The sequence below is a fragment of the Streptomyces sp. NPDC051136 genome, assembly GCF_044455745.1.
Classification (GTDB): Bacteria; Actinomycetota; Actinomycetes; order Streptomycetales; family Streptomycetaceae; genus Streptomyces.
This window is the reverse complement of the sequence record NZ_JBITFE010000011.1, coordinates 225,677-245,553: the sequence shown is the minus strand read 5'-3', so window position 1 is coordinate 245,553 and position 19,877 is coordinate 225,677. Positions and strand designations below refer to the sequence as shown.

Below are 19,877 nucleotides of genomic sequence, written 5' to 3'. Positions count from 1 at the left end.
ACATCCCTGGGAGCACGTTCGTGGCAGCCCTCGCACGCTGGTGTGTTCAACGTCGCCTCGTAGCCGTCCTGCTCTGGCTGCTCGCCCTCGGTGGCGTGGGCACGGCCGCCGTCGTCGCCGGGTCCGCGTACTCCAACGACTACGGGATCCCCGGCACCGGCTCCGACCGCGCCTCCCGGCTGCTCGAATCCCGCTTTCCCGGCCTCGACGGCGACAGCGACACGATCGTCTGGCACACCACGACCGGCACCGTCCGCGCCGCCGACGTCGAACAGACCATGACCCGCACGCTGGACCGCATCGCCGAGCTGCCCTCGGTGGCCGCGGTGACCAACCCGTACGACGACCCCGACTCGCCTCTGATCAGCGAGAACGCCGACACCGCGTACGCCACGGTCACCTTCGAGGACGCCTCCCAGGACGTCGACGCGGGCGAGGCGCGAGCCGTGGTCGACGCCGCCGAGGCGGCCGAGACGGACGGGCTCCGCGTCGAACTGGGCGGCGGCGCCATAGCGCTCACCGAGTCCGGCGGCAGCCACCTCGCCGAGGCCGTCGGCGTGGCCGTGGCCGCCGTCGTCCTGTTCCTCGCCTTCGGCACCGTCGCCGCGGCCCTGCTGCCCATCGCCACCGCGCTGGTCTCCGTCGGCACCGCCTACGCCGGTATCACCCTCCTCGGTCACGCCATGACCGTCGCCGACTTCGCGCCCATGCTCGGCACCCTCATCGGGCTCGGCGTCGGCATCGACTACGCCCTGTTCATCGTCACCAGGCACCGGCGCGGGCTGAAGCGCGGCCTGTCCGTGGCCGAGGCCGCCGCGGAGGCCGTCGCGACCACCGGACGGGCCGTCGTCTTCGCGGGCGCCACCGTGTGCATCGCCCTCCTCGGCATGCTGATCCTCCGGCTGAGCTTCCTCAACGGCGTCGCCGTGGCCGCCTCTCTGACCGTGCTGCTCACCGTCGCGGCCTCCGTGACGCTGCTGCCGGCCCTGCTGTCGTACATCGGTCCGCGCGCCCTCAGCCGGCGCGAGCGGCGCCGGCTCGCCGAGCACGGACCCGAGCCCGAGGTGGCGGCCGGGTTCGCCGCCCGCTGGTCGGCCTTCGTCGAGCGTCACCCCAAGCTGCTCGGCGTCCTCGCCCTCGTCGTCGTCACCGTCCTCGCCCTGCCCACCCTCGGCCTGCGCCTGGGCACCTCCGACCAGGGCAACGACCCGAGGAGCACCACCACCCGCCAGGCCTACGACCTGCTGGCCGACGGCTTCGGTCCGGGCGTCAACGGGCCGCTCACCCTGGTCACCGAGGTCCGCGGCGCCGAGGACCGCCTCGCCCTCGACAACCTCGACGCGACCCTGCGCACCACCGAGGGCGTCTCCTCGGTGACGCCGGTGACGTACAGCTCCGGCGGCGACGCCGCGTACCTCACCGTCGTACCCGAGTCGGCGCCGCAGTCGCGGCAGACCAGCGAGCTGGTGGAGCGGCTGCGCAACGAGGTGCTGCCGCGCGCCGAGTCGGGCACCGCGCTCGACGTGCACGTGGGCGGTGTGACGGCCGGCTACGACGACTTCGCCGACGTCATCGTCGGCAAGCTGCCCCTCTTCGTCGGCGTCGTCGTCGGCCTGGGCTGCCTGCTGCTCCTGCTGGCCTTCCGCTCAGTCGGCATCCCCCTCAAGGCCGCCGCCATGAACGTCGCCGCGGTGGCCGCCGCCTTCGGCGTGGTCGTGGCGATCTTCCAGTGGGGCTGGGGGAGCGAACTGCTCGGCCTCGGCAGCGCCGGACCGATCGAACCCTTCCTGCCCGTGATCATGGTCTCGGTGCTCTTCGGGCTCTCCATGGACTACCAGGTCTTCCTCGTCAGCCGGATGTACGAGGAGTGGCTGGAGACCGGCGACAACCGCCGCGCGGTCCGGGTGGGACTCGCCGAGACCGGCCGCGTGATCAACTCCGCGGCGGTCATCATGATCTCGGTCTTCCTCGCCTTCGTCCTCAGCGGCGACCGGGTGATCGCCATGTTCGGCATCGCGCTCGCCGCCGCCGTCGCCCTGGACGCCTTCGTGCTGCGCACGCTCCTGGTGCCCGCCCTCATGCACCTGCTCGGCCGCGCCAACTGGTGGCTGCCGCGCCGCCTGGACGCCGTCCTGCCGCGCATCAGCATCGAACCGCCCGAGTGCCGCTGTGCCCATGAGAGGCTGGCCGCCGTGACGGACGCCGAGGTGGCGGACGTCCTCGCGGAGGAGGAGCGACGGCGGGATGTACGCGATACCACTGGGTGACGACGGAGCCGAACTGCGCCCGCTGGAGACCTGGCACGCCGAGGAGTTCCTGGCCCATCTGGACCGCGGCAGGGACTTCATCACCGAGCACATCCCCTTCGGGGCGACGGCCACCGACGTCGGCTCCGCGCGCGAGGTGCTCCAGTCCTACGCCGACCGGCGCGCCCGGGACGGCGGCTTCCTGCACGGGCTGTGGCTGGACGGCACGCTCGTGGGGGGCCTGCTCTACCGCGTCTTCGACGCCTCCTCGGGCGTCTGCGAGATCGGCTGCTGGCTGGAGCCCGCCGGGACGGGCCGCGGCCTGGTCACCCGCGGCGCCCGGGTGCTGATCGACTGGGCCTTCGACGAGCGCGGCATGCACCGCGTGGAGTGGCGCGCCTCCTCGGCGAACACCCCGAGTGTCAACGCCGCGCGGCGACTCGGCATGATGCGTGAGGGCGTGCTGCGCGAGAGCTTCCCCTACCGGGGCACGCGCCAGGACATGGAGGTGTGGGCGGTGCTCGCACCCGAGTGGCGTGCGGCACGCGAGGTACGCGCGCGTGCCGCACACAGGGATCATTAAGGGACCTCTCAGACAGCGTCCGTACGGTGCGAGGCATGGGAACGAAGACAGTGGACGAGACCGGCGTGAAGACCGACATGCACAAGACGGACGAGGCGACCGGGACCACCGAGTCCACCGAGGCCGCCGAAGGCACCGAGGCGGCCACGACCGCCGAGACGGCCGGACGGGCCGAGACGGACACCGACGGCACCGGCACGCCGGAGGACGCCGACGTCACGGACAAGAGCGACGGCACCGACGCGGCCGAGGCCGGCCCCACCGGCGTCGGCCAGGGCGCGGGCGCCGTCGTCTCCGCCGCCCTGGGCATCGTCTCCCTGACCGGCAGCTGGGTCGGCACCGTGGCCTCCGCGCGCGAGTCGCTGATGGGTCAGTTGCAGACGTCCTCGTCGTCCGACGTCGGCACCCTGATCGAGAAGGGCTACGGAAACGCCTGGCAGGCCACCGCGATGTGGGGCGGCGTCTTCGCGCTGGTCGCGCTGGTCGTCGGCGTCTTCGTGCTGGCTCGCCCCGCGTTCGGCGCGCCCGGCCGCCCGCAGGCCCCGTGGATCAAGTCGGTCGCCTGGGCGGGCGTCGCCCTCGGCGTCATCGGCCTGCTGCTCGCCGTCCTGAAGTACACGGACGTCCTGCTGGGACTGCCCTCCACCGGCTGACCGGGCATCTCTGAGGGGTCTTAGGGCCGGAGCGCGCCTGTAGCGCGCGCCCTAAGACCCCTCACGCACGTCTAAGGCCCCGCGCGGCGCCGAAGATGCGGAACTTACCCGATGTGGTCCGCCCCCCTGGGAGACGAAGGTTGAGGCATCGCGAACGAGCGAAGCCGAAACCGACGAGAGACCGAGGGACACACCATGTACGAGTACGAGATCCAGCAGTACCACTCCGCCGAGCTGATCCGCCGCGCCGACGAGGCGCGGCTGGCCCGCGAGGTGATCCGGGCCCGCCGCGCCGCCCGCCGAGAAGCCCGGCACGGCGGCGTCGAGGCGGAGAGCCATACGCCGCGACCGCGCCGGCCCCGGTTCGCCCGGGCCGCGTGAACGGGGGAGCCGGGGAGGGAGGCCGCACGGCCTCCCTCCCCGCCGTCGTTCCCGCCCCGCTTCACACCGTCCCGCTTCACACCGCCCCGCTTCACACCGTCCCCCTCCTCCACCCCGTCCACCCGTCGAAAACCGGTGACCCGCTGTCGTACCCGCGTGCGATGCTCGGGTCCGTGGAGACCAGGTCCGTCAGTCCCGTGTTCGTCGGCCGCCTCGGCGAACTGGACGCGTTGAACGACGCGCTCGCCCGTGCCGCCGGAGCGGACGCCGCCCGCGCGTCCTCCCCCGGGGGAGAGCCGCAGGCCGTGCTGCTCGGCGGTGAGGCCGGCGTCGGCAAGACCCGCCTCGTCGAGGAGTTCGCCGACGCCGCGGGCCGGCGGGGCGCCGTCGTCGCCCTGGGCGGCTGCGTCGAGATCGGCGCCGACGGGCTGCCCTTCGCGCCCTTCTCCACCGCCCTGCGCGCCCTGCGCAGACAACTGCCCGAGGAACTGGCCGCCGCTGCCGCCGGGCAGGAGGAGGAGCTGGCCAGGCTGCTGCCCGAACTGGCCGAGGGCGCCCCGGTCACCGGCGGCGGCCGGCACGACGAGGAGAGCATGGCCCGCCTCTTCGAGCTCACCGCCCGCCTCCTGGAGCGCGTCGCCGCCCGGCACACCGTCGTCCTCGTCCTGGAGGACCTGCACTGGGCCGACGCCTCCACCCGCCACCTGATCGCCTACCTCTTCCGCACCCTGCGCACCGGCCGGCTCGTCGTCCTCGCCACCTACCGCTCCGACGACATCCACCGCCGCCACCCGCTGCGCCCCCTGCTCGCCGAACTCGACCGGCTGCGCACCGTCCGCCGTCTCGAACTCGGCCGCTTCACCCGCGACGAGGTGAGCCGCCAGATCGCCGGCATCCTCGCCCACGAGCCCGACCCGCTCCAGGTCGACGAGATCTTCGAGCGCTCCGACGGCAACGCCTTCTTCGTCGAGGAGCTGGCCGTCGCCGCGCGCGTCGGCAGCTGCACCGGCCTCACCGACTCCCTGCGCGACCTGCTCCTGGTCCGCGTCGAAGCCCTGCCCGAGGGCGCCCAGCGGGTCGCCCGGATCGTCGCGGAGGGCGGCTCCACCGTCGAGTACCGGCTGCTCGCCGCCGTCGCCCGGCTCGCCGAGGACGACCTCATCGAGGCGCTGCGCGCCGCGGTGAACGCCAACATCCTGCTGCCCGCACCCGACGGTGACGGCTACCGCTTCCGCCACTCACTGGTCCGCGAAGCCGTCGGCGACGACCTGCTCCCCGGCGAGCGCTCCCGCCTCAACCGGCGCTACGCCGAAGCCCTCGACGCCGATCCCACCCTGGTGCCCGCCGCCGAGCGCGTGATGCGCCTGGCCAGCTACTGGTACCACGCCCATGTACCCGCCAAGGCCCTGCCCGCCGTCCTGGACGCCTCCGTCGAGGCCCGCCGCCGGCACGCGTACTCCGAGCAGCTGCGGCTGCTGGAACGCGCGATGGAGCTGTGGGAGGCCGTGCCGGACGACGTCCGGGCCACCCTGCGCCCCGTGGACCACACCGAGGTCTACCCGCCCTGCGGCTGCGACCCCGCCACCAAACCCCTGCGCTACCTGGACCTGATGGCCGAGGCGGCCGTCGCCGGGCGGCTGTGCGGGGAGCGCGAGCGGGCTTTGAAGATCACCAAGCGGGCGCTGCGCCTGCTGGAGGACGAACAGGACCCGGTCGCCGGGACGGGGGCCGGCGGCCGGGACCCGCAGCGCGCCGCCTGGTTCTGGACCCAGCGTTCGCTGCTCGTCCAGGCGCAGGGCCGCGGCGACGGCTGGCGGGAACTGGGCATCGCCCAGGAACTGGTCCGCGGCCTGCCGCCCTCCCAGGTGCACGCCGAGGTGCTGGCCATGTCCGCCAACTGGTCGATGCTGCACAGCCCGGGACCCGACGCCATGACCGCGGCGGAACGGGCCGTCGAGTACGCGCGCATGGTGGGCGCCGAAGAGATCGAGCTGAACGCCCGGCTCACCCTCGGCGGCCTCATGGTGGACGCCGGGCAGATCGACGCGGGACTCGCCGAGATGTTCCAGGTCAGGGATCGGGTGGTGGCACAGAACCGGTCCACGGTGATCGCGCGCACGCACGTCAACCTGCCCTCCTCCCTGGAGAGCGTCGGCCGCTCGCGGGACGCGCTCGGCATCCTGCGCGAGGGCATCGACCTCACCCGGCGGATGGGCCTGCTGGAGTCCGAGGCCTGGGTGTGGGGCAACCTGGCGGATTCCCTCATCTCCCTGGGCCGCTGGGACGAGGCGCTCGAAGCCGCGGACATCGCCGCGGCACCGGGCCGCAGCCCCGCGCCACGCGGCGGCGCCGCGCTCAAGCGCACCGCCGTCGCCCTCGCCCGCGGCGAGCAGGCCGAGGCCGTCCGGCTGCTCGCCGAGGCGCGCGCGGCCTACGGCACCCAGGACCCCATGCCGCAGTACCAGCTGCCGCTGGCCGCCCTCACCATCGGCCTCGCCGCGGCCGAGGGCCGCCTCCCGCAGGCCCGCGCCGAGCTCGTCCGCGTCCTGGACGCGGGCTTCCCGCCCGGCACCCAGCGCTACGGCTGGCCGCTGCTGCTGGCCGCCGCCGAGGCGGAGGCCGACGCGAGCGCGCTGCCCGCCGCCGAGGAGGGCCGGGCGGAGATCCTGGAGCGCCTCGCCGACGCCGCGAAGCACCTGACGACGGGCGTCCCCCTCTGGGCGGCCCACGAGCGGTGGGTCCGCGCCGAACTCCACCGGGCCAGGGGGCACGACACCCCGCAGCTGTGGTCGGAGACCGTCACCGCCTTCGAGTGCCTGGAGCGCCCCTACGAGCTCGCCCGCGTCCGGCACCGGCTGGCCGGCGCCCTCCTGGCGACCGGCGGCGAGGACGAGCGCGCCCGCGCCACGGAGCTGCTGCGCCTGGCCCGCACCGTCGCCGACCACCTCGGCGCGCGTCCGCTGTCCGACGCCGTCGCCCTGCTCGGCCGCCGCGCCCGCCTCACCCTGGGCCACCCCGGCGGACCGGCACCCGCGTCCGAGCCTGCGGACCCGGCCGAGGCCCTGGGCCTCACCGGCCGGGAACGCGACGTCCTGCGGCTGGTCTCCAACGGCCGCACCAACCGCCAGATAGCCGAGGAGCTGTTCATCTCGCCCAAGACGGCCAGCGTCCACGTGTCCAACATCCTGGCCAAGCTGGGCGTCTCCGGCCGCGGCGAGGCGGCGGCCCTGGCCCACCGGCTGGCGCTGTTCCCCGCCGAACCGGTCACGTCCCGTCCGGCGGACTGAGGCTTACGCTGTAAGGGACGCCGAGCGACGGAGGCACCGTGTTCAACCCGTTCGAGGAACTGTTCTCCCCCGGCCGCAAACACACCAGGGACGAGCAGAACCGCCTGGAGCTGACCCGTACGGACGTCGGCGACGGCGACCCGGGTCACGGCCCGATAGACCTCACCTCCGGCAAGGTGGTCGTCCAGCGGCCCCGCACCGACGCCGCCGACGCCCCCGAAGCCCGGGACGCCGACCCGGAGCCGGGGGACGCGTAGGCCGCCGCCTACCTCACCTCCAGCTCCAGGACCCGGTCGTCGTCGCCCTTCGCGTCGCCGCGCCCGTCCGTGTTGCTGGTGACCAGCCACAGCTTGTCGCCGCCCGCCGGCGCCACCGACCGCAGCCGGCCGTACTCGCCCTCCAGGAAGGCCTGCGGGTCCGCGGACGCCTCCGTGCCCTTCAGCGGGATCCGCCACAGCCGCTCACCGCGCAGCCCCGCCATCCACACGGAGCCCTGCGCGTAGGCGATGCCGCTGGGGGAGGCGTCGTCGGTCCTCCACTGCGCGACCGGGTCGTGGAACCCGGAGCCGCCGCCCTTGCCCTCCGCCTCGGGCCAGCCGTAGTTGTCACCCGGCTTGATCGCGTTCAGCTCGTCCCAGGTGTCCTGGCCGAACTCCGACGCGAACAGCCGCTGCCTGTCGTCCCAGGCCAGCCCCTGCACGTTCCGGTGGCCGTAGGAGTACACGGGGGAGTCGGGGAAGGGATTGCCGGGCGCCGGTTCCCCGTCCGGGGTCAGGCGCAGGATCTTCCCGCCGAGGGACTCCTTGTCCTGCGACAGCCCCGTGTCACCGCTCTCACCCGTGCCCGCGTAGAGCATCTTGTCGGGGCCGAAGGCGATCCGCCCGCCGTTGTGGATCACGCCCTTGGGGATGCCCCGGAAGACCGTGTCCGGCGCGCCCAGTTGCTCGCCCGGCGGCTTCTTCTCGTCGTACAGCATGCGCACGACGCGGTTGTCCGAGGCCGAGGTGAAGTACGCGTAGATCATGTGGTCCGAGGCGTAGTCGGGGGAGAGCGCGATACCGAGCAGGCCGCCCTCACCGGACGGCGACACCCCGGGCACCCCGCCCAGCTCCGTCTTCTCGCCCGTCTTCGCGTCGACGCGCGTGATCGTGGCCTCGTCGCGGGAGGAGACCAGCAGGTCGCCGCCCGGCAGCGGGGCGAGCCCCCAGGGGCTCTTCAGTCCCGTGGCGACCGTCCGGAGCACCTTCACCGACCCCTTGGCGGGCGGGGCCTGTTCGGTGGGCGAGCCGGCGGGCGAGGACGGCGCCCCCGTACGGGCCGGAGCCGAGGCGCCGCCGTCCGCACCCGACGGATCCGCGCCGCCGGAGGAGTCGGAGGAGCAGCCGGCCGTCAGCAGGAGAGCGGCGGCCAGCACGGCCGGCACGGCTCGACGTTGCACGATCTTGGTCCCTTCGACGCGGCGGGTTCTCCCTGTCATACACCGCAAGGGCTCCCCGGGTTCCCGATCGCCGAATCCCGAACCCGGCGGCTCCCGGCCCGGGGCGCCGCACGCGTCACTCCCACGACCCCTGCGCCGGCGGCAGCGCCGCCAGCTCCGCCAGATCCCGCTCGGTCAGCCGCACCCGGGCCGCGCCCGCGTTCTGCGTCACCCAGCGCTCCTGCTTGGTGCCCGGCACCGGCACCACGTGCGGTCCCTGCGCCAGCACCCAGGCCAGCGCCACCTGCGCCGCGGTGACCCCGTCGCCGTGCCGGGCCGCGACCCGGCGCAGCGTGGCCACGATCGGCTGGTTGGCGGCCATCATCTCGGCGGTGAAGCGGGGGTGGCGGGCCCGCAGATCCTCCGGCTCGAAGCCCTGGCCCGGCGTCAGGGTGCCGGTCAGGAAGCCGTTGCCCAGCGGCATGGCGGCCAGGAAGCCGACCCCGCGCGAGACGCACCACGGCAGCAGCGTGCGCAGGGCCTCCGGCGACCACACCGACAGCTCGGCCTCGACCGCGCTCACCGGGAAGACCTGCTGCACCCGCTCCAGTTGGCGGACCGTCGCGTCGTACAGCCGTGCCCCCGGCCGTCGGGCCGACCGCGCCCCGACCGCGCAGAGCCCGAGCGCCCGCACCTTCCCGGCCCGGACCAGCTCGGCCATCGCCCCCCAGGTCTCCTCGACGGGTATCTCCGGGTCGGCGCGGTGCAGTTGGTACAGGTCGATGACGTCCGTCTGGAGCCGGCGCAGGGACGCGTCGCAGGCGCGCCGCACATAGCCGGGGCGGCCGTTGGCCACGATGTGCTGCTCGCCCACCAGGAGACCGACCTTGGTCGACACGAAGGCGTCCGACCGCCGCTCCTTCAACACCCGGCCCAGCAGCAGCTCGTTGGTGAACGGGCCGTACATGTCCGCCGTGTCGAGCAGACAGACCCCGAGGTCGAGGGCCCGGTGCACCGCCCTGAGCGACTCGTCGCCCCGCTGCCGCGAGGCGCTGTACGCCCAGCTCATCGGCATGCACCCCAGTCCGACGGCCCCCACCGCGAGTGCCGTCGCGCCGATCGTCCTGCGCTCCACCGGTCGTGACCCTCCCTCGTCAGGCCACCCAACCTAACCTCTGGGGTTTCGCGCCCCTGACATAGCCTCCTGACCATGACATCTGACGTGTGGCTGCCCATCCCGCCGGAGGACATCGAGGGGCTCCCCGAAGGTCCCGCCTACCGCTTCTGGAACGGCGAGGAGACCTTTCCCGCCGACCCGGCCGACTGCGCGTACTACGTCGTCCCCTACATGAAGCCCAGCGGGGTCGGCGTACGTCCGCTGCCCGGGATGCGTTCCGTGCAGGTCGTCCAGACCCTCTCCGCGGGCATCGACCACGTCGAGCCCGGTCTGCGGCACCTGCCGGCGGGCGTACGGCTGTGCAACGCGCGCGGCGTGCACGAGGCCAGCACCGCGGAGCTGACGCTGGCGCTCATCCTGGCGTCGCTGCGCGGCATCCCGGACTTCGTGCGGGCGCAGGACCGCGGCGAGTGGCTCGGCGGGTTCAGGCCCGCGCTCGCGGACCGCACGGTCCTCATCGTCGGGTACGGATCGATCGGCGCCGCGATCGAGGACCGGCTCGTGCCGTTCGAGGTCGCGCCGGTGGTGCGCGTCGCGCGCTCCGCCCGCGCCACGGAGCGCGGTCCCGTGCATCCGCTCACCGAACTCCCCGCCCTGCTGCCGGAGGCCGACGTCGTCGTCCTGTCCACACCGCTCACCGAGGCCACCCGCGGCCTGGTCGACGCCGAGTTCCTGGCCCGGATGAAGGACGGCGCCCTGCTCGTCAACGTGGCCCGCGGACCGGTCGTGGACACGAAGGCGTTGCTCGCCGAACTGGAGAGCGGACGCCTCACCGCGGCCCTCGACGTGACCGACCCCGAACCGCTGCCGCCGGGCCATCCGCTGTGGCATGCTCCCGGCATAGTCGTCAGCCCGCACGCAGGGGGCCCGACCACCGCCTTCCTGCCGCGCGCCAAGCGGCTGCTGGTGGACCAGTTGAACCGTTTCGTGAACCGGGAGCCGTTGCGCAACGTGATCCTGACGACGGGCGTGTAATCCGTTTCAGGCACCCTCCGCAACCCCTCGGATGCGGTGGGTGCGCGCATATCCGCTGGTCGTCACGGAGCGTAGAGAACCTATGTCCCTGAGTGACGATCCTGGTGTATCGTCCGACAGGGGATGCGCCGCGCACCGTCACGGCGCCGGGGATGGACATCTCAGACTGTGAGGGGGGCGACGGGCGATGCACGGCCTGTGGACCAACGATCCGACGCGGCGGAGCCGCCGCCGGCGACCCTGGCGCACGACCGCCTCGACCGCGCGGGAGCGGGGCCGGCCGAGCCGCCACGGCGACCGGCCCGTCCGGCGCTTCCCCCATCCGCCCCCGCCGGGCGGCCGCAGGAGGCAGAACCGGCCGGCCCACCGGTCCCCGTGGGGCGCGGGAGCGGTGTGGACCGGGAGGCCCCGGTGAGCCCGCCCGCCGTGCCCACGCTGGACGGAGCCGTGCGCGGCCAGGCCTCGCCCGGGCCGCTGCTGCCCAGGCCCTCGGGCGCCGCCGGCGCGACCCCTCTCGTCCGACAGCTCGTTCTGGCCGTGGTCTGCGCGGGGTACGGCGTCGGCGCCGCGCTGGGCTGGGGTTCGCCGTACGTCGCCAAGATCATGGGCGACTTCGGGCTGAGCGCCGCAGCGGGCGCCGCCGCCGTCTCCTGCTTCTTCTACGCCCGCGGGCGCCGCGTCCGCTTTCGGCCGGCCTGGCTGCTCTTCGCGCTCTCCTCGGCGATGGCGTCCCTGGGGAACCTGGTCTGGGGGTGGTACGAGGTCGTGCTCCGCGTGCCGGTGCCCACCCCCAGCTACGCGGACCTGTTCTTCCTGTGCTTCGCCCCGCCCGCCATCGTGGGGCTCCTCGTGCTGGCCAAGCGGCCGGTGACGAAGGCCGGCTGGATCTGCCTGGGCCTGGACGCCTGGCTGATCGGCGGTTCGCTGCTGACCCTGGCCTGGAGCCTCGCGCTCGCCCAGGCGGCGAAGGCCGAGGGCGGGTCGAGCGTCGCGCGCTCCGCGCTCTCGGTGGCGTACCCGCTGCTCGACATCGCCCTGGTCAGCATGGTGCTCGCGCTGCACTTCCGGCGGTCGCCCGTCTGCAGGTCCGCCGTCAACACGGCCATCGGCGCCCTCGCCCTGACGGTGATGTGCGACGCCCTGTTCACCTCGCCGCTGCTGCACAACAGCTACCGCTCCGGGCAGTTGCTCGACGCGGGCTGGTTCGCCGGCTCCCTGCTGCTCGCGTACGCCCCCTGGGCCGCGTCCCGGCGGGGGCGGACGGCCCCGGACGAGCAGGGGCCGGGCGGGCACAGCCGCGTGGTGCGCGAGCACCTGCCCGGACAGCGCGGCTCCGGCCACCGGCCCACGCACCCCGCCGCGCCGACCGCACCGCCGCCCGCCGCGCCGACCGCCCCGCTCGCCGCCCTGCCCGGGGCCGGACAGGGCGGCGAGCGGGGCCGCTACCCGGCGGCCCGGCCCATCGCCGGGTCCCTGGCCGCGCTCACCCCGTACCTCGCGGCCGCCGTGTGCACCCTGGGCATCCTCTACAACGTGCTCAACGGCCGCAGCGTCGACCGCGTGGTGCTGCTGACCGGCGGCACCGTGGTCCTGGCGCTCGTCGTCCGGCAGGGCATCATGCTGCTGGACAACATCGTCCTCACCCAGGAGCTGGCGCAGAAGGAGAACCACTTCCGCTCCCTCGTCCAGGGCTCCAGCGACGTCATCATGATCGCCGCGCCCAACGGCATCCTGCGCTACGTCTCCCCGGCCGCCGCCGGGGTCTACGGACGCCCCGCCGAAGAGCTGGTGGGCAGCGAACTGGCCGGGCTCATCCACCCCGAGGACCTGGGCTGCGTGGTGCACGAGGTGCGCCGGTTCCTGGCCGCCAGTCCGGCCGAGGAACCCACCACCCGCATCGAGTGCCGCTTCCGATCCGGCGGGGGCGGCTGGCTCAACGTCGAGTCGACCGTCAACCGCCACCACGGCGGCCTCATCTTCAACAGCCGGGACGTCACTGAGAGAGTGCGCCTGCAGGCCCAGCTCCAGCACAACGCCGAACACGACCCGCTCACCGACCTGCCCAACCGCGCCCTGTTCACCCGGCGCGTCCAGCAGGCCCTCTCCGGCCGACGCGCCTCCGACCGGGGCGCGGCCCTGCGCGGCACGGCGGTGCTCTTCATCGACCTCGACGGCTTCAAGGGCGTCAACGACACCATCGGGCACCAGGCCGGGGACGAGTTGCTCGTCCAGGCCGCCCGCAGGCTCCACGAGGCCGTCCGCAAGGGGGACACCGCCTCCCGGCTCGGCGGTGACGAGTTCGCGGCCCTGATCGTCGGGGACGGCGCCCGGGACCGGGCCGCCCGCGAGGGCCACATCCGGGAGCTGGCCGACCGGCTCAGGCTGACCCTCTCCCAGCCCTACCTCATCGACGGCAACGAAGTCCGGGTCAACGCCTCCATCGGCGTCGCCTTCGCCGAACCGGGCCTCGGCGCCGGCGAGTTGCTGCGCAACGCCGACCTCGCCATGTACCGGGCCAAGGCGGGCGGCAAGGGCCGCGTCGAGCTGTACCGGCCGCAGATGCAGCAGGACGTCGTCCGCAAGGCCGAGCTGGCCACCCGGCTGCGGGCCGCGCTGCACGACGGGGAGTTCGCCCTGCTGCACCAGCCGGTGGTCGCCCTGACGGACGGCCGGATCACGTCGGTCTGCGCCCAGGCGCGCTGGCGCTCCTCGCAGGGCGTGCTGTTCACCCCCGCGGAGTTCCTCCGGGTGTCCGAGGACGGCGACAGAACCGCCGAGCTGGACCGCTGGGTGCTCCGCGAGGCCGTCGAGCAGGCCGCCGAGCGCGCCGCGGCCGGGCTGTCGGTCTCCGTGGCCGTGCGGATCGGCGCGCGCCGCCTGCTGGACCGCTCCATGCCGCTCGGCTCCGTGGAGGCCCTGCTGACCCGGCACGGACTGCCGCCCGGCTCCCTGGTGATCGAGCTGTCGGACATCGACCCACGGGTCGGCCTCGACGAGCTGGACCGCCGGCTGAACGCCCTGCGCAGAGTCGGCGTCCGGATCGCCCTGGACGGCTTCGGCAGCGGGTACGCGGCGATCACCGCGCTGCGGCGCCTGCCCGTGGACGTCCTCAAGCTGGACCGCGGCCTGATCGAGGGCGTGGTGGAGTCCGCGCGGCTGCACAAGATCACCAGCGGTCTGCTGCGCATCGCCACCGACCTCGGACTGAAGTCCGTGGCCGACGGCGTCGACCTGCCCGAGCAGATCGTCGCACTGCGCGCGATGGGCTGCACGCACGGCCAGGGGATGGCGTTCTCCGGGGCGCTGGACGAGTACCGGCTGCGCAGAGCGCTCGGCACCGGCCACTACCCGGTGCCGCACGGACCGGCCGAACCGGCCTTCGCGGGCGGGCGCGGCACCGGGGTGTACACCGCGGGTGTCGGCAGCACCGCTCCCGGGCAGCTCACCAGTGGTGTGGCCGCCGGGCTGCCGGCCGTCCTGGGTGGCGGCACGGCCCTGCGCTCACATAATGAGACTCCCGTCCCACCCACTTGACAGTGAGTGGGCGCCGGAGGGAGGGTCAGTGCCATGCGCACCCGAATTCTCGTACTTGGAAAGCGCGTCGGCTGAAGCTGGTGACGTCCGGACCGACCCGGACTCCCCGCGACCCACACCGACGCGCTCCCCTCGCTTGCCTTACGGCACGAGGGGTTTTTTGTTGCACAGGCACCTGCCGAGCAGCAGCACAGACCGCACAACCCTCGCAAAAACCCTCAGCATCGAGAAGAGAATGCCGATGACCGAGCAGGCCACCGGGGCTCACCCGCAGCCCCGGCCCCGATCCGGAGGACAGTCCGCCCCCGAGCACGTCACGGGTGCGCAGTCCCTCATTCGCTCTCTCGAGGAGGTCGGCGCCGACACCGTATTCGGCATCCCCGGTGGCACGATCCTGCCGGCCTACGACCCGCTGATGGACTCCACCCGGGTGCGCCACGTCCTGGTCCGCCACGAGCAGGGCGCCGGCCACGCGGCCACCGGTTACGCGCAGGCCACCGGCAAGGTCGGCGTCTGCATGGCGACCTCGGGTCCCGGTGCCACCAACCTGGTCACCCCGATCGCCGACGCCAACCTGGACTCCGTGCCGCTGGTCGCGATCACCGGGCAGGTGGTCTCCTCCGCGATCGGCACGGACGCCTTCCAGGAGGCGGACATCGTCGGCATCACCATGCCCATCACCAAGCACAGCTTCCTGGTCACGAAGGCCGAGGACATCCCCCGGGTGATCGCGGAGGCCTTCCACATCGCCTCCACCGGCCGCCCCGGCCCGGTCCTGGTCGACATCCCCAAGGACATCCTCCAGAAGAAGACCACCTTCTCCTGGCCGCCGGTGATGGACCTGCCCGGCTACCGCCCGGTCACCAAGCCGCACGCCAAGCAGATCCGCGAGGCGGCCAAGCTCATCACCGCCGCCAAGCGCCCCGTGCTCTACGTCGGCGGCGGCGTCCTCAAGGCACGGGCCACCGCCGAGCTGAAGGTCCTCGCCGAACTCACCGGAGCGCCCGTCACCACCACCCTGATGGCGCTCGGCGCGTTCCCCGACAGCCACCCGCTGCACGTGGGGATGCCGGGCATGCACGGTGCGGTCACCGCCGTCACCGCGCTGCAGAAGGCCGACCTGATCGTCGCCCTCGGAGCCCGCTTCGACGACCGCGTCACCGGCAAGCTGGACAGCTTCGCCCCGTTCGCCAAGATCGTGCACGCCGACATCGACCCGGCCGAGATCGGCAAGAACCGGGCCGCGGACGTCCCGATCGTCGGCGACGCCCGCGAGGTCATCGCCGACCTCGTGCAGGCCGTCCAGAAGGAGCACGACGACGGCAACAGGGGCGAGGCCGCCGCGTCGAAGTACGCGGCCTGGTGGAAGGACCTGAGCCGCTGGCGCGACACCTACCCGCTCGGCTACGACCAGCCCCAGGACGGTTCGCTCTCCCCGCAGCAGGTCATCGAGCGCATCGGGCAGCTGGCCCCCGAGGGCACGGTGTTCGCGGCCGGTGTCGGCCAGCACCAGATGTGGGCCGCCCACTTCGTCCAGTACGACAAGCCCGCCACCTGGCTGAACTCGGGCGGCGCCGGAACCATGGGGTACGCGGTCCCGGCCGCCATGGGCGCCAAGGCCGGGGTGCCCGACCGGGCCGTCTGGGCGATCGACGGCGACGGCTGCTTCCAGATGACCAATCAGGAACTGACCACCTGCGCCCTGAACAACATCCCGATCAAGGTCGCCATCATCAACAACGGCGCCCTCGGCATGGTCCGCCAGTGGCAGACCCTGTTCTACAACCAGCGCTACTCCAACACGGTGCTGCACTCCGGTCCCGAGGACGTGAACCCGGACGCCCGCGGCACCCGGGTCCCCGACTTCGTGAAGCTGTCGGAGGCCATGGGCTGCTACGCCATCCGCTGCGAGGACCCCGCCGACCTCGACAAGGTGATCGAGGAGGCCAACTCCATCAACGACCGCCCCGTCGTCGTCGACTTCATCGTCCACGAGGACGCGATGGTCTGGCCGATGGTGGCCGCCGGCACCTCCAACGACGAGATCATGGCCGCCCGGGACGTCCGCCCCGACTTCGGCGACAACGAAGACGACTGAGCGAGAGAGACCGAAGAGACCATGTCCAAGCACACGCTCTCCGTCCTGGTGGAGAACACCCCCGGCGTCCTGGCGCGGATCACCGCCCTCTTCTCCCGCCGCGGCTTCAACATCGACTCGCTCGCCGTCGGCGTCACCGAGCACCCCGACATCTCCCGCATCACCATCGTCGTGAGCGTCGAGGACTTCCCGCTGGAGCAGGTGACCAAGCAGCTCAACAAGCTGGTCAACGTGCTCAAGATCGTCGAGCTGGAGCCCGCCCAGGCCGTCCAGCGCGAACTCGTTCTGGTGAAGGTGCGCTCCGACAACGAGACGCGCTCCCAGATCGTCGAGATCGTCCAGCTGTTCCGCGCCAAGACCGTCGACGTCTCCCCGGAGGCCGTCACCATCGAGGCCACCGGCAGCAGCGACAAGCTGACCGCCATGCTCAGGATGCTGGAACCGTACGGCATCAAGGAACTCGTCCAGTCCGGCACGATCGCCATCGGTCGTGGCGCACGTTCGATCACGGACCGCTCGCTGCGCGCACTCGACCGGTCCGCATAACGACGGAAACGGGCGGCCGACGGCACCAGCGGCCGCCCGTATGCCGAGACCCCGAAACTTCCCTTCCGCCCACCGGCATACGGTGGGACGCAACACCTGCACACAAGGAGAGAACCCAGTGGCCGAGCTGTTCTACGACGCCGACGCCGACCTGTCCATCATCCAGGGCCGCAAGGTCGCGGTCATCGGGTACGGCAGCCAGGGCCACGCCCACGCCCTGTCGCTGCGCGACTCCGGTGTCGACGTGCGCGTCGGTCTGCACGAGGGATCCAAGTCCAAGGCCAAGGCCGAGGAGCAGGGCCTGCGCGTGGTGAGCCCGTCCGAGGCCGCCGCCGAGGCCGACGTCATCATGATCCTGGTCCCGGACCCCATCCAGGCCGAGGTCTACGAGAAGGACATCAAGGACAACCTGAAGGACGGCGACGCGCTGTTCTTCGGCCACGGCCTGAACATCCGCTACGGCTTCATCAAGCCCCCGGCCGGCGTGGACGTCTGCATGGTCGCCCCCAAGGGCCCGGGCCACCTGGTGCGCCGTCAGTACGAGGAGGGCCGCGGCGTTCCGTGCATCGCCGCCGTCGAGCAGGACGCCACGGGCAACGGCTTCGCGCTGGCCCTGTCCTACGCCAAGGGCATCGGCGGCACCCGCGCCGGCGTCATCAAGACCACCTTCACCGAGGAGACCGAGACCGACCTCTTCGGCGAGCAGGCCGTGCTGTGCGGTGGCACCGCGGCGCTGGTCAAGGCGGGCTTCGAGACGCTGACCGAGGCCGGTTACCAGCCCGAGATCGCCTACTTCGAGTGCCTGCACGAGCTGAAGCTGATCGTGGACCTCATGTACGAGGGCGGCCTGGAGAAGATGCGCTGGTCGATCTCCGAGACCGCCGAGTGGGGCGACTACGTCACCGGCCCGCGGATCATCACCGACGCCACCAAGGCCGAGATGAAGAAGGTCCTCGCCGAGATCCAGGACGGCACCTTCGCCAAGAACTGGATGGACGAGTACCACGGCGGTCTGAAGAAGTACAACGAGTACAAGAAGCAGGACTCCGAGCACCTGCTTGAGACCACCGGCAAGGAGCTGCGCAAGCTCATGAGCTGGGTCGACGAGGAGGCGTAAGCCTCACCGCCGGGGGCCGGGGCGATGCCGCTCCGGCCCCTTCGGCGAACCCGGGGTAACGTCGGACTCGCGGCGTTGTCCAATCCGTCCGGCCACGGACGGGTGATCCTTCCGCAGAGGCGCAGGACGACCCGCGTCACGCCACTAGACTGCAGCACAACATACGCGTCAGGCCCACAGCGTCGTGCGTCTTCCACGCGGCTCAGCGACACCGAATGCGGCCGTCGGGACGGCCGTCCGCATTGGACTTGTGAGGACTCACGTGAGCTCGAAACCCGTCGTACTCATCGCCGAAGAGCTGTCGCCCGCGACCGTGGACGCGCTCGGCCCCGACTTCGAGATCCGCCAGTGCAACGGCGCGGACCGGGCCGAACTGCTCCCCGCCATCGCCGACGTGGACGCGATCCTGGTCCGCTCGGCCACCAAGGTCGACGCCGAGGCCGTCGCCGCCGCCAAGAAGCTCAAGGTCGTCGCCCGTGCCGGCGTCGGCCTGGACAACGTGGACGTCTCCGCCGCCACCAAGGCCGGCGTGATGGTGGTCAACGCCCCGACCTCCAACATCGTCACCGCCGCCGAGCTGGCCTGCGGCCTCCTGATCGCCACCGCCCGCAACATCCCGCAGGCCAACGCCGCGCTGAAGAACGGCGAGTGGAAGCGCAGCAAGTACACCGGCGTCGAGCTGGCCGAGAAGACCCTCGGCGTCGTCGGTCTCGGCCGCATCGGCGCCCTGGTCGCGCAGCGCATGTCGGCCTTCGGCATGAAGGTCGTCGCCTACGACCCCTACGTCCAGCCCGCGCGGGCCGCGCAGATGGGCGTCAAGGTGCTGTCGCTCGACGAGCTGCTCGAGGTCTCCGACTTCATCACGGTGCACCTGCCCAAGACCCCCGAGACCCTCGGCCTGATCGGCGACGAGGCGCTGCGCAAGGTCAAGCCGAGCGTCCGCATCGTCAACGCCGCGCGCGGCGGCATCGTCGACGAGGAGGCGCTGTACTCGGCGCTCAAGGAGGGCCGCGTGGCCGGCGCGGGCCTCGACGTGTACGCCAAGGAGCCTTGCACCGACTCGCCGCTGTTCGAGTTCGACCAGGTGGTCTGCACCCCGCACCTGGGCGCCTCCACCGACGAGGCCCAGGAGAAGGCCGGCATCGCCGTCGCCAAGTCGGTGCGCCTCGCCCTCGCCGGTGAGCTGGTCCCGGACGCGGTCAACGTCCAGGGCGGTGTCATCGCCGAGGACGTCAAGCCCGGCCTGCCGCTCGCCGAGCGCCTCGGCCGCATCTTCACCGCGCTCGCCGGCGAGGTCGCCGTCCGCCTCGACGTCGAGGTCTACGGCGAGATCACCCAGCACGACGTGAAGGTGCTGGAACTCTCCGCCCTCAAGGGCGTCTTCGAGGACGTCGTCGACGAGACCGTCTCCTACGTCAACGCCCCGCTGTTCGCCCAGGAGCGTGGCGTCGAGGTCCGGCTGACCACCAGCTCGGAGTCCCCGGAGCACCGCAACGTGGTGATCGTGCGCGGCACCCTCGCCGACGGCGAGGAGGTGTCGGTCTCCGGCACGCTGGCCGGCCCGAAGCACCTGCAGAAGATCGTCGCCGTCGGTGAGTACGACGTGGACCTCGCCCTGGCCGACCACATGGTCGTCCTGCGCTACGAGGACCGTCCCGGCGTCGTCGGCACCGTCGGCCGCATCATCGGCGAGGCCGGCATCAACATCGCCGGCATGCAGGTCGCCCGGGCGACGGTGGGCGGCGAGGCGCTCGCCGTGCTGACCGTCGACGACACGGTGCCCGCCGGGGTACTGGCGGAGGTCTCGGCGGAGATCGGGGCGACGTCGGCCCGGTCCGTCAACCTGGTGTGAGGCCCGGGGGC

General features: G+C 72.6%; 14 protein-coding genes. 12 read left to right on the top strand and 2 right to left on the bottom strand.

From position 1 onward, the window contains the following. Window positions 1-20 precede the first annotated feature (20 nt). From ACIBCJ_RS29845 to ACIBCJ_RS29820, 6 genes are all read left to right on the top strand, one after another. Complete coding sequence (locus ACIBCJ_RS29845) at window positions 21-2,267, top strand: MMPL family transporter (RefSeq protein WP_362102537.1); 2,247 nt, start codon at window positions 21-23, stop codon at window positions 2,265-2,267. Further along, window positions 2,245-2,829, top strand: coding sequence for a GNAT family protein (locus tag ACIBCJ_RS29840; RefSeq protein WP_362102534.1), 585 nt, complete (start codon window positions 2,245-2,247; stop codon window positions 2,827-2,829). The genes ACIBCJ_RS29845 and ACIBCJ_RS29840 overlap by 23 nt, the downstream gene beginning before the upstream one ends. Window positions 2,830-2,864: 35 nt before the next feature. Continuing rightward, a complete protein-coding gene (locus ACIBCJ_RS29835; protein ID WP_362512783.1) occupies window positions 2,865-3,482 on the top strand; it encodes a hypothetical protein in 618 nt (205 codons plus the stop codon). A gap of 195 nt (window positions 3,483-3,677) precedes the next feature. Next, entirely contained in the window at window positions 3,678-3,863 is a 186-nt protein-coding gene (locus ACIBCJ_RS29830; protein WP_362102528.1) for a hypothetical protein, read from the top strand. Window positions 3,864-4,024: 161 nt separating this feature from the next. Further along, complete coding sequence (locus ACIBCJ_RS29825) at window positions 4,025-7,150, top strand: AAA family ATPase (RefSeq protein ID WP_362102525.1); 3,126 nt, start codon at window positions 4,025-4,027, stop codon at window positions 7,148-7,150. A gap of 38 nt (window positions 7,151-7,188) precedes the next feature. Further along, window positions 7,189-7,407, top strand: coding sequence for a DUF6191 domain-containing protein (locus ACIBCJ_RS29820; RefSeq protein ID WP_365981163.1), 219 nt, complete (start codon window positions 7,189-7,191; stop codon window positions 7,405-7,407). A gap of 8 nt (window positions 7,408-7,415) precedes the next feature. Here ACIBCJ_RS29820 and ACIBCJ_RS29815 read toward each other — a convergent pair whose 3' ends face one another. Both ACIBCJ_RS29815 and ACIBCJ_RS29810 read right to left on the bottom strand, forming a co-directional pair. Next, window positions 7,416-8,627, bottom strand: coding sequence for a PQQ-dependent sugar dehydrogenase (locus ACIBCJ_RS29815; protein ID WP_362512772.1), 1,212 nt, complete (start codon window positions 8,625-8,627; stop codon window positions 7,416-7,418). 76 nt (window positions 8,628-8,703) lie between these two features. Then, entirely contained in the window at window positions 8,704-9,702 is a 999-nt protein-coding gene (locus ACIBCJ_RS29810; RefSeq protein ID WP_365981162.1) for an aldo/keto reductase, read from the bottom strand. Window positions 9,703-9,777: 75 nt separating this feature from the next. Here ACIBCJ_RS29810 and ACIBCJ_RS29805 point away from each other — a divergent pair, with 75 nt between their 5' ends. The 6 genes from ACIBCJ_RS29805 (at window position 9,778) to serA (ending at window position 19,866) form a co-directional block, all read left to right on the top strand. Beyond that, window positions 9,778-10,719 carry a 2-hydroxyacid dehydrogenase gene (locus ACIBCJ_RS29805; RefSeq protein ID WP_362102513.1) on the top strand — a complete coding sequence of 314 codons (942 nt, stop codon included), beginning with the start codon at window positions 9,778-9,780 and terminating at the stop codon, window positions 10,717-10,719. Window positions 10,720-11,130: 411 nt separating this feature from the next. Continuing rightward, the gene (locus ACIBCJ_RS29800) at window positions 11,131-14,253 is read left to right on the top strand and encodes an EAL domain-containing protein (protein ID WP_365981161.1); all 3,123 of its coding nucleotides are present in this window, start codon (window positions 11,131-11,133) and stop codon (window positions 14,251-14,253) included. A gap of 241 nt (window positions 14,254-14,494) precedes the next feature. Next, window positions 14,495-16,351: an acetolactate synthase large subunit gene (locus tag ACIBCJ_RS29795; RefSeq protein WP_208298434.1), complete on the top strand. Its 1,857-nt coding sequence runs from the start codon at window positions 14,495-14,497 to the stop codon at window positions 16,349-16,351. Window positions 16,352-16,372: 21 nt separating this feature from the next. Next, complete coding sequence (ilvN, locus tag ACIBCJ_RS29790) at window positions 16,373-16,897, top strand: acetolactate synthase small subunit (RefSeq protein ID WP_133889532.1); 525 nt, start codon at window positions 16,373-16,375, stop codon at window positions 16,895-16,897. Between the two features lie 118 nt (window positions 16,898-17,015). After that, window positions 17,016-18,014 carry a ketol-acid reductoisomerase gene (ilvC, locus tag ACIBCJ_RS29785; protein ID WP_007444763.1) on the top strand — a complete coding sequence of 333 codons (999 nt, stop codon included), beginning with the start codon at window positions 17,016-17,018 and terminating at the stop codon, window positions 18,012-18,014. Between the two features lie 262 nt (window positions 18,015-18,276). Beyond that, window positions 18,277-19,866, top strand: coding sequence for a phosphoglycerate dehydrogenase (serA, locus tag ACIBCJ_RS29780; protein ID WP_362512766.1), 1,590 nt, complete (start codon window positions 18,277-18,279; stop codon window positions 19,864-19,866). Window positions 19,867-19,877: the final 11 nt, after the last annotated feature.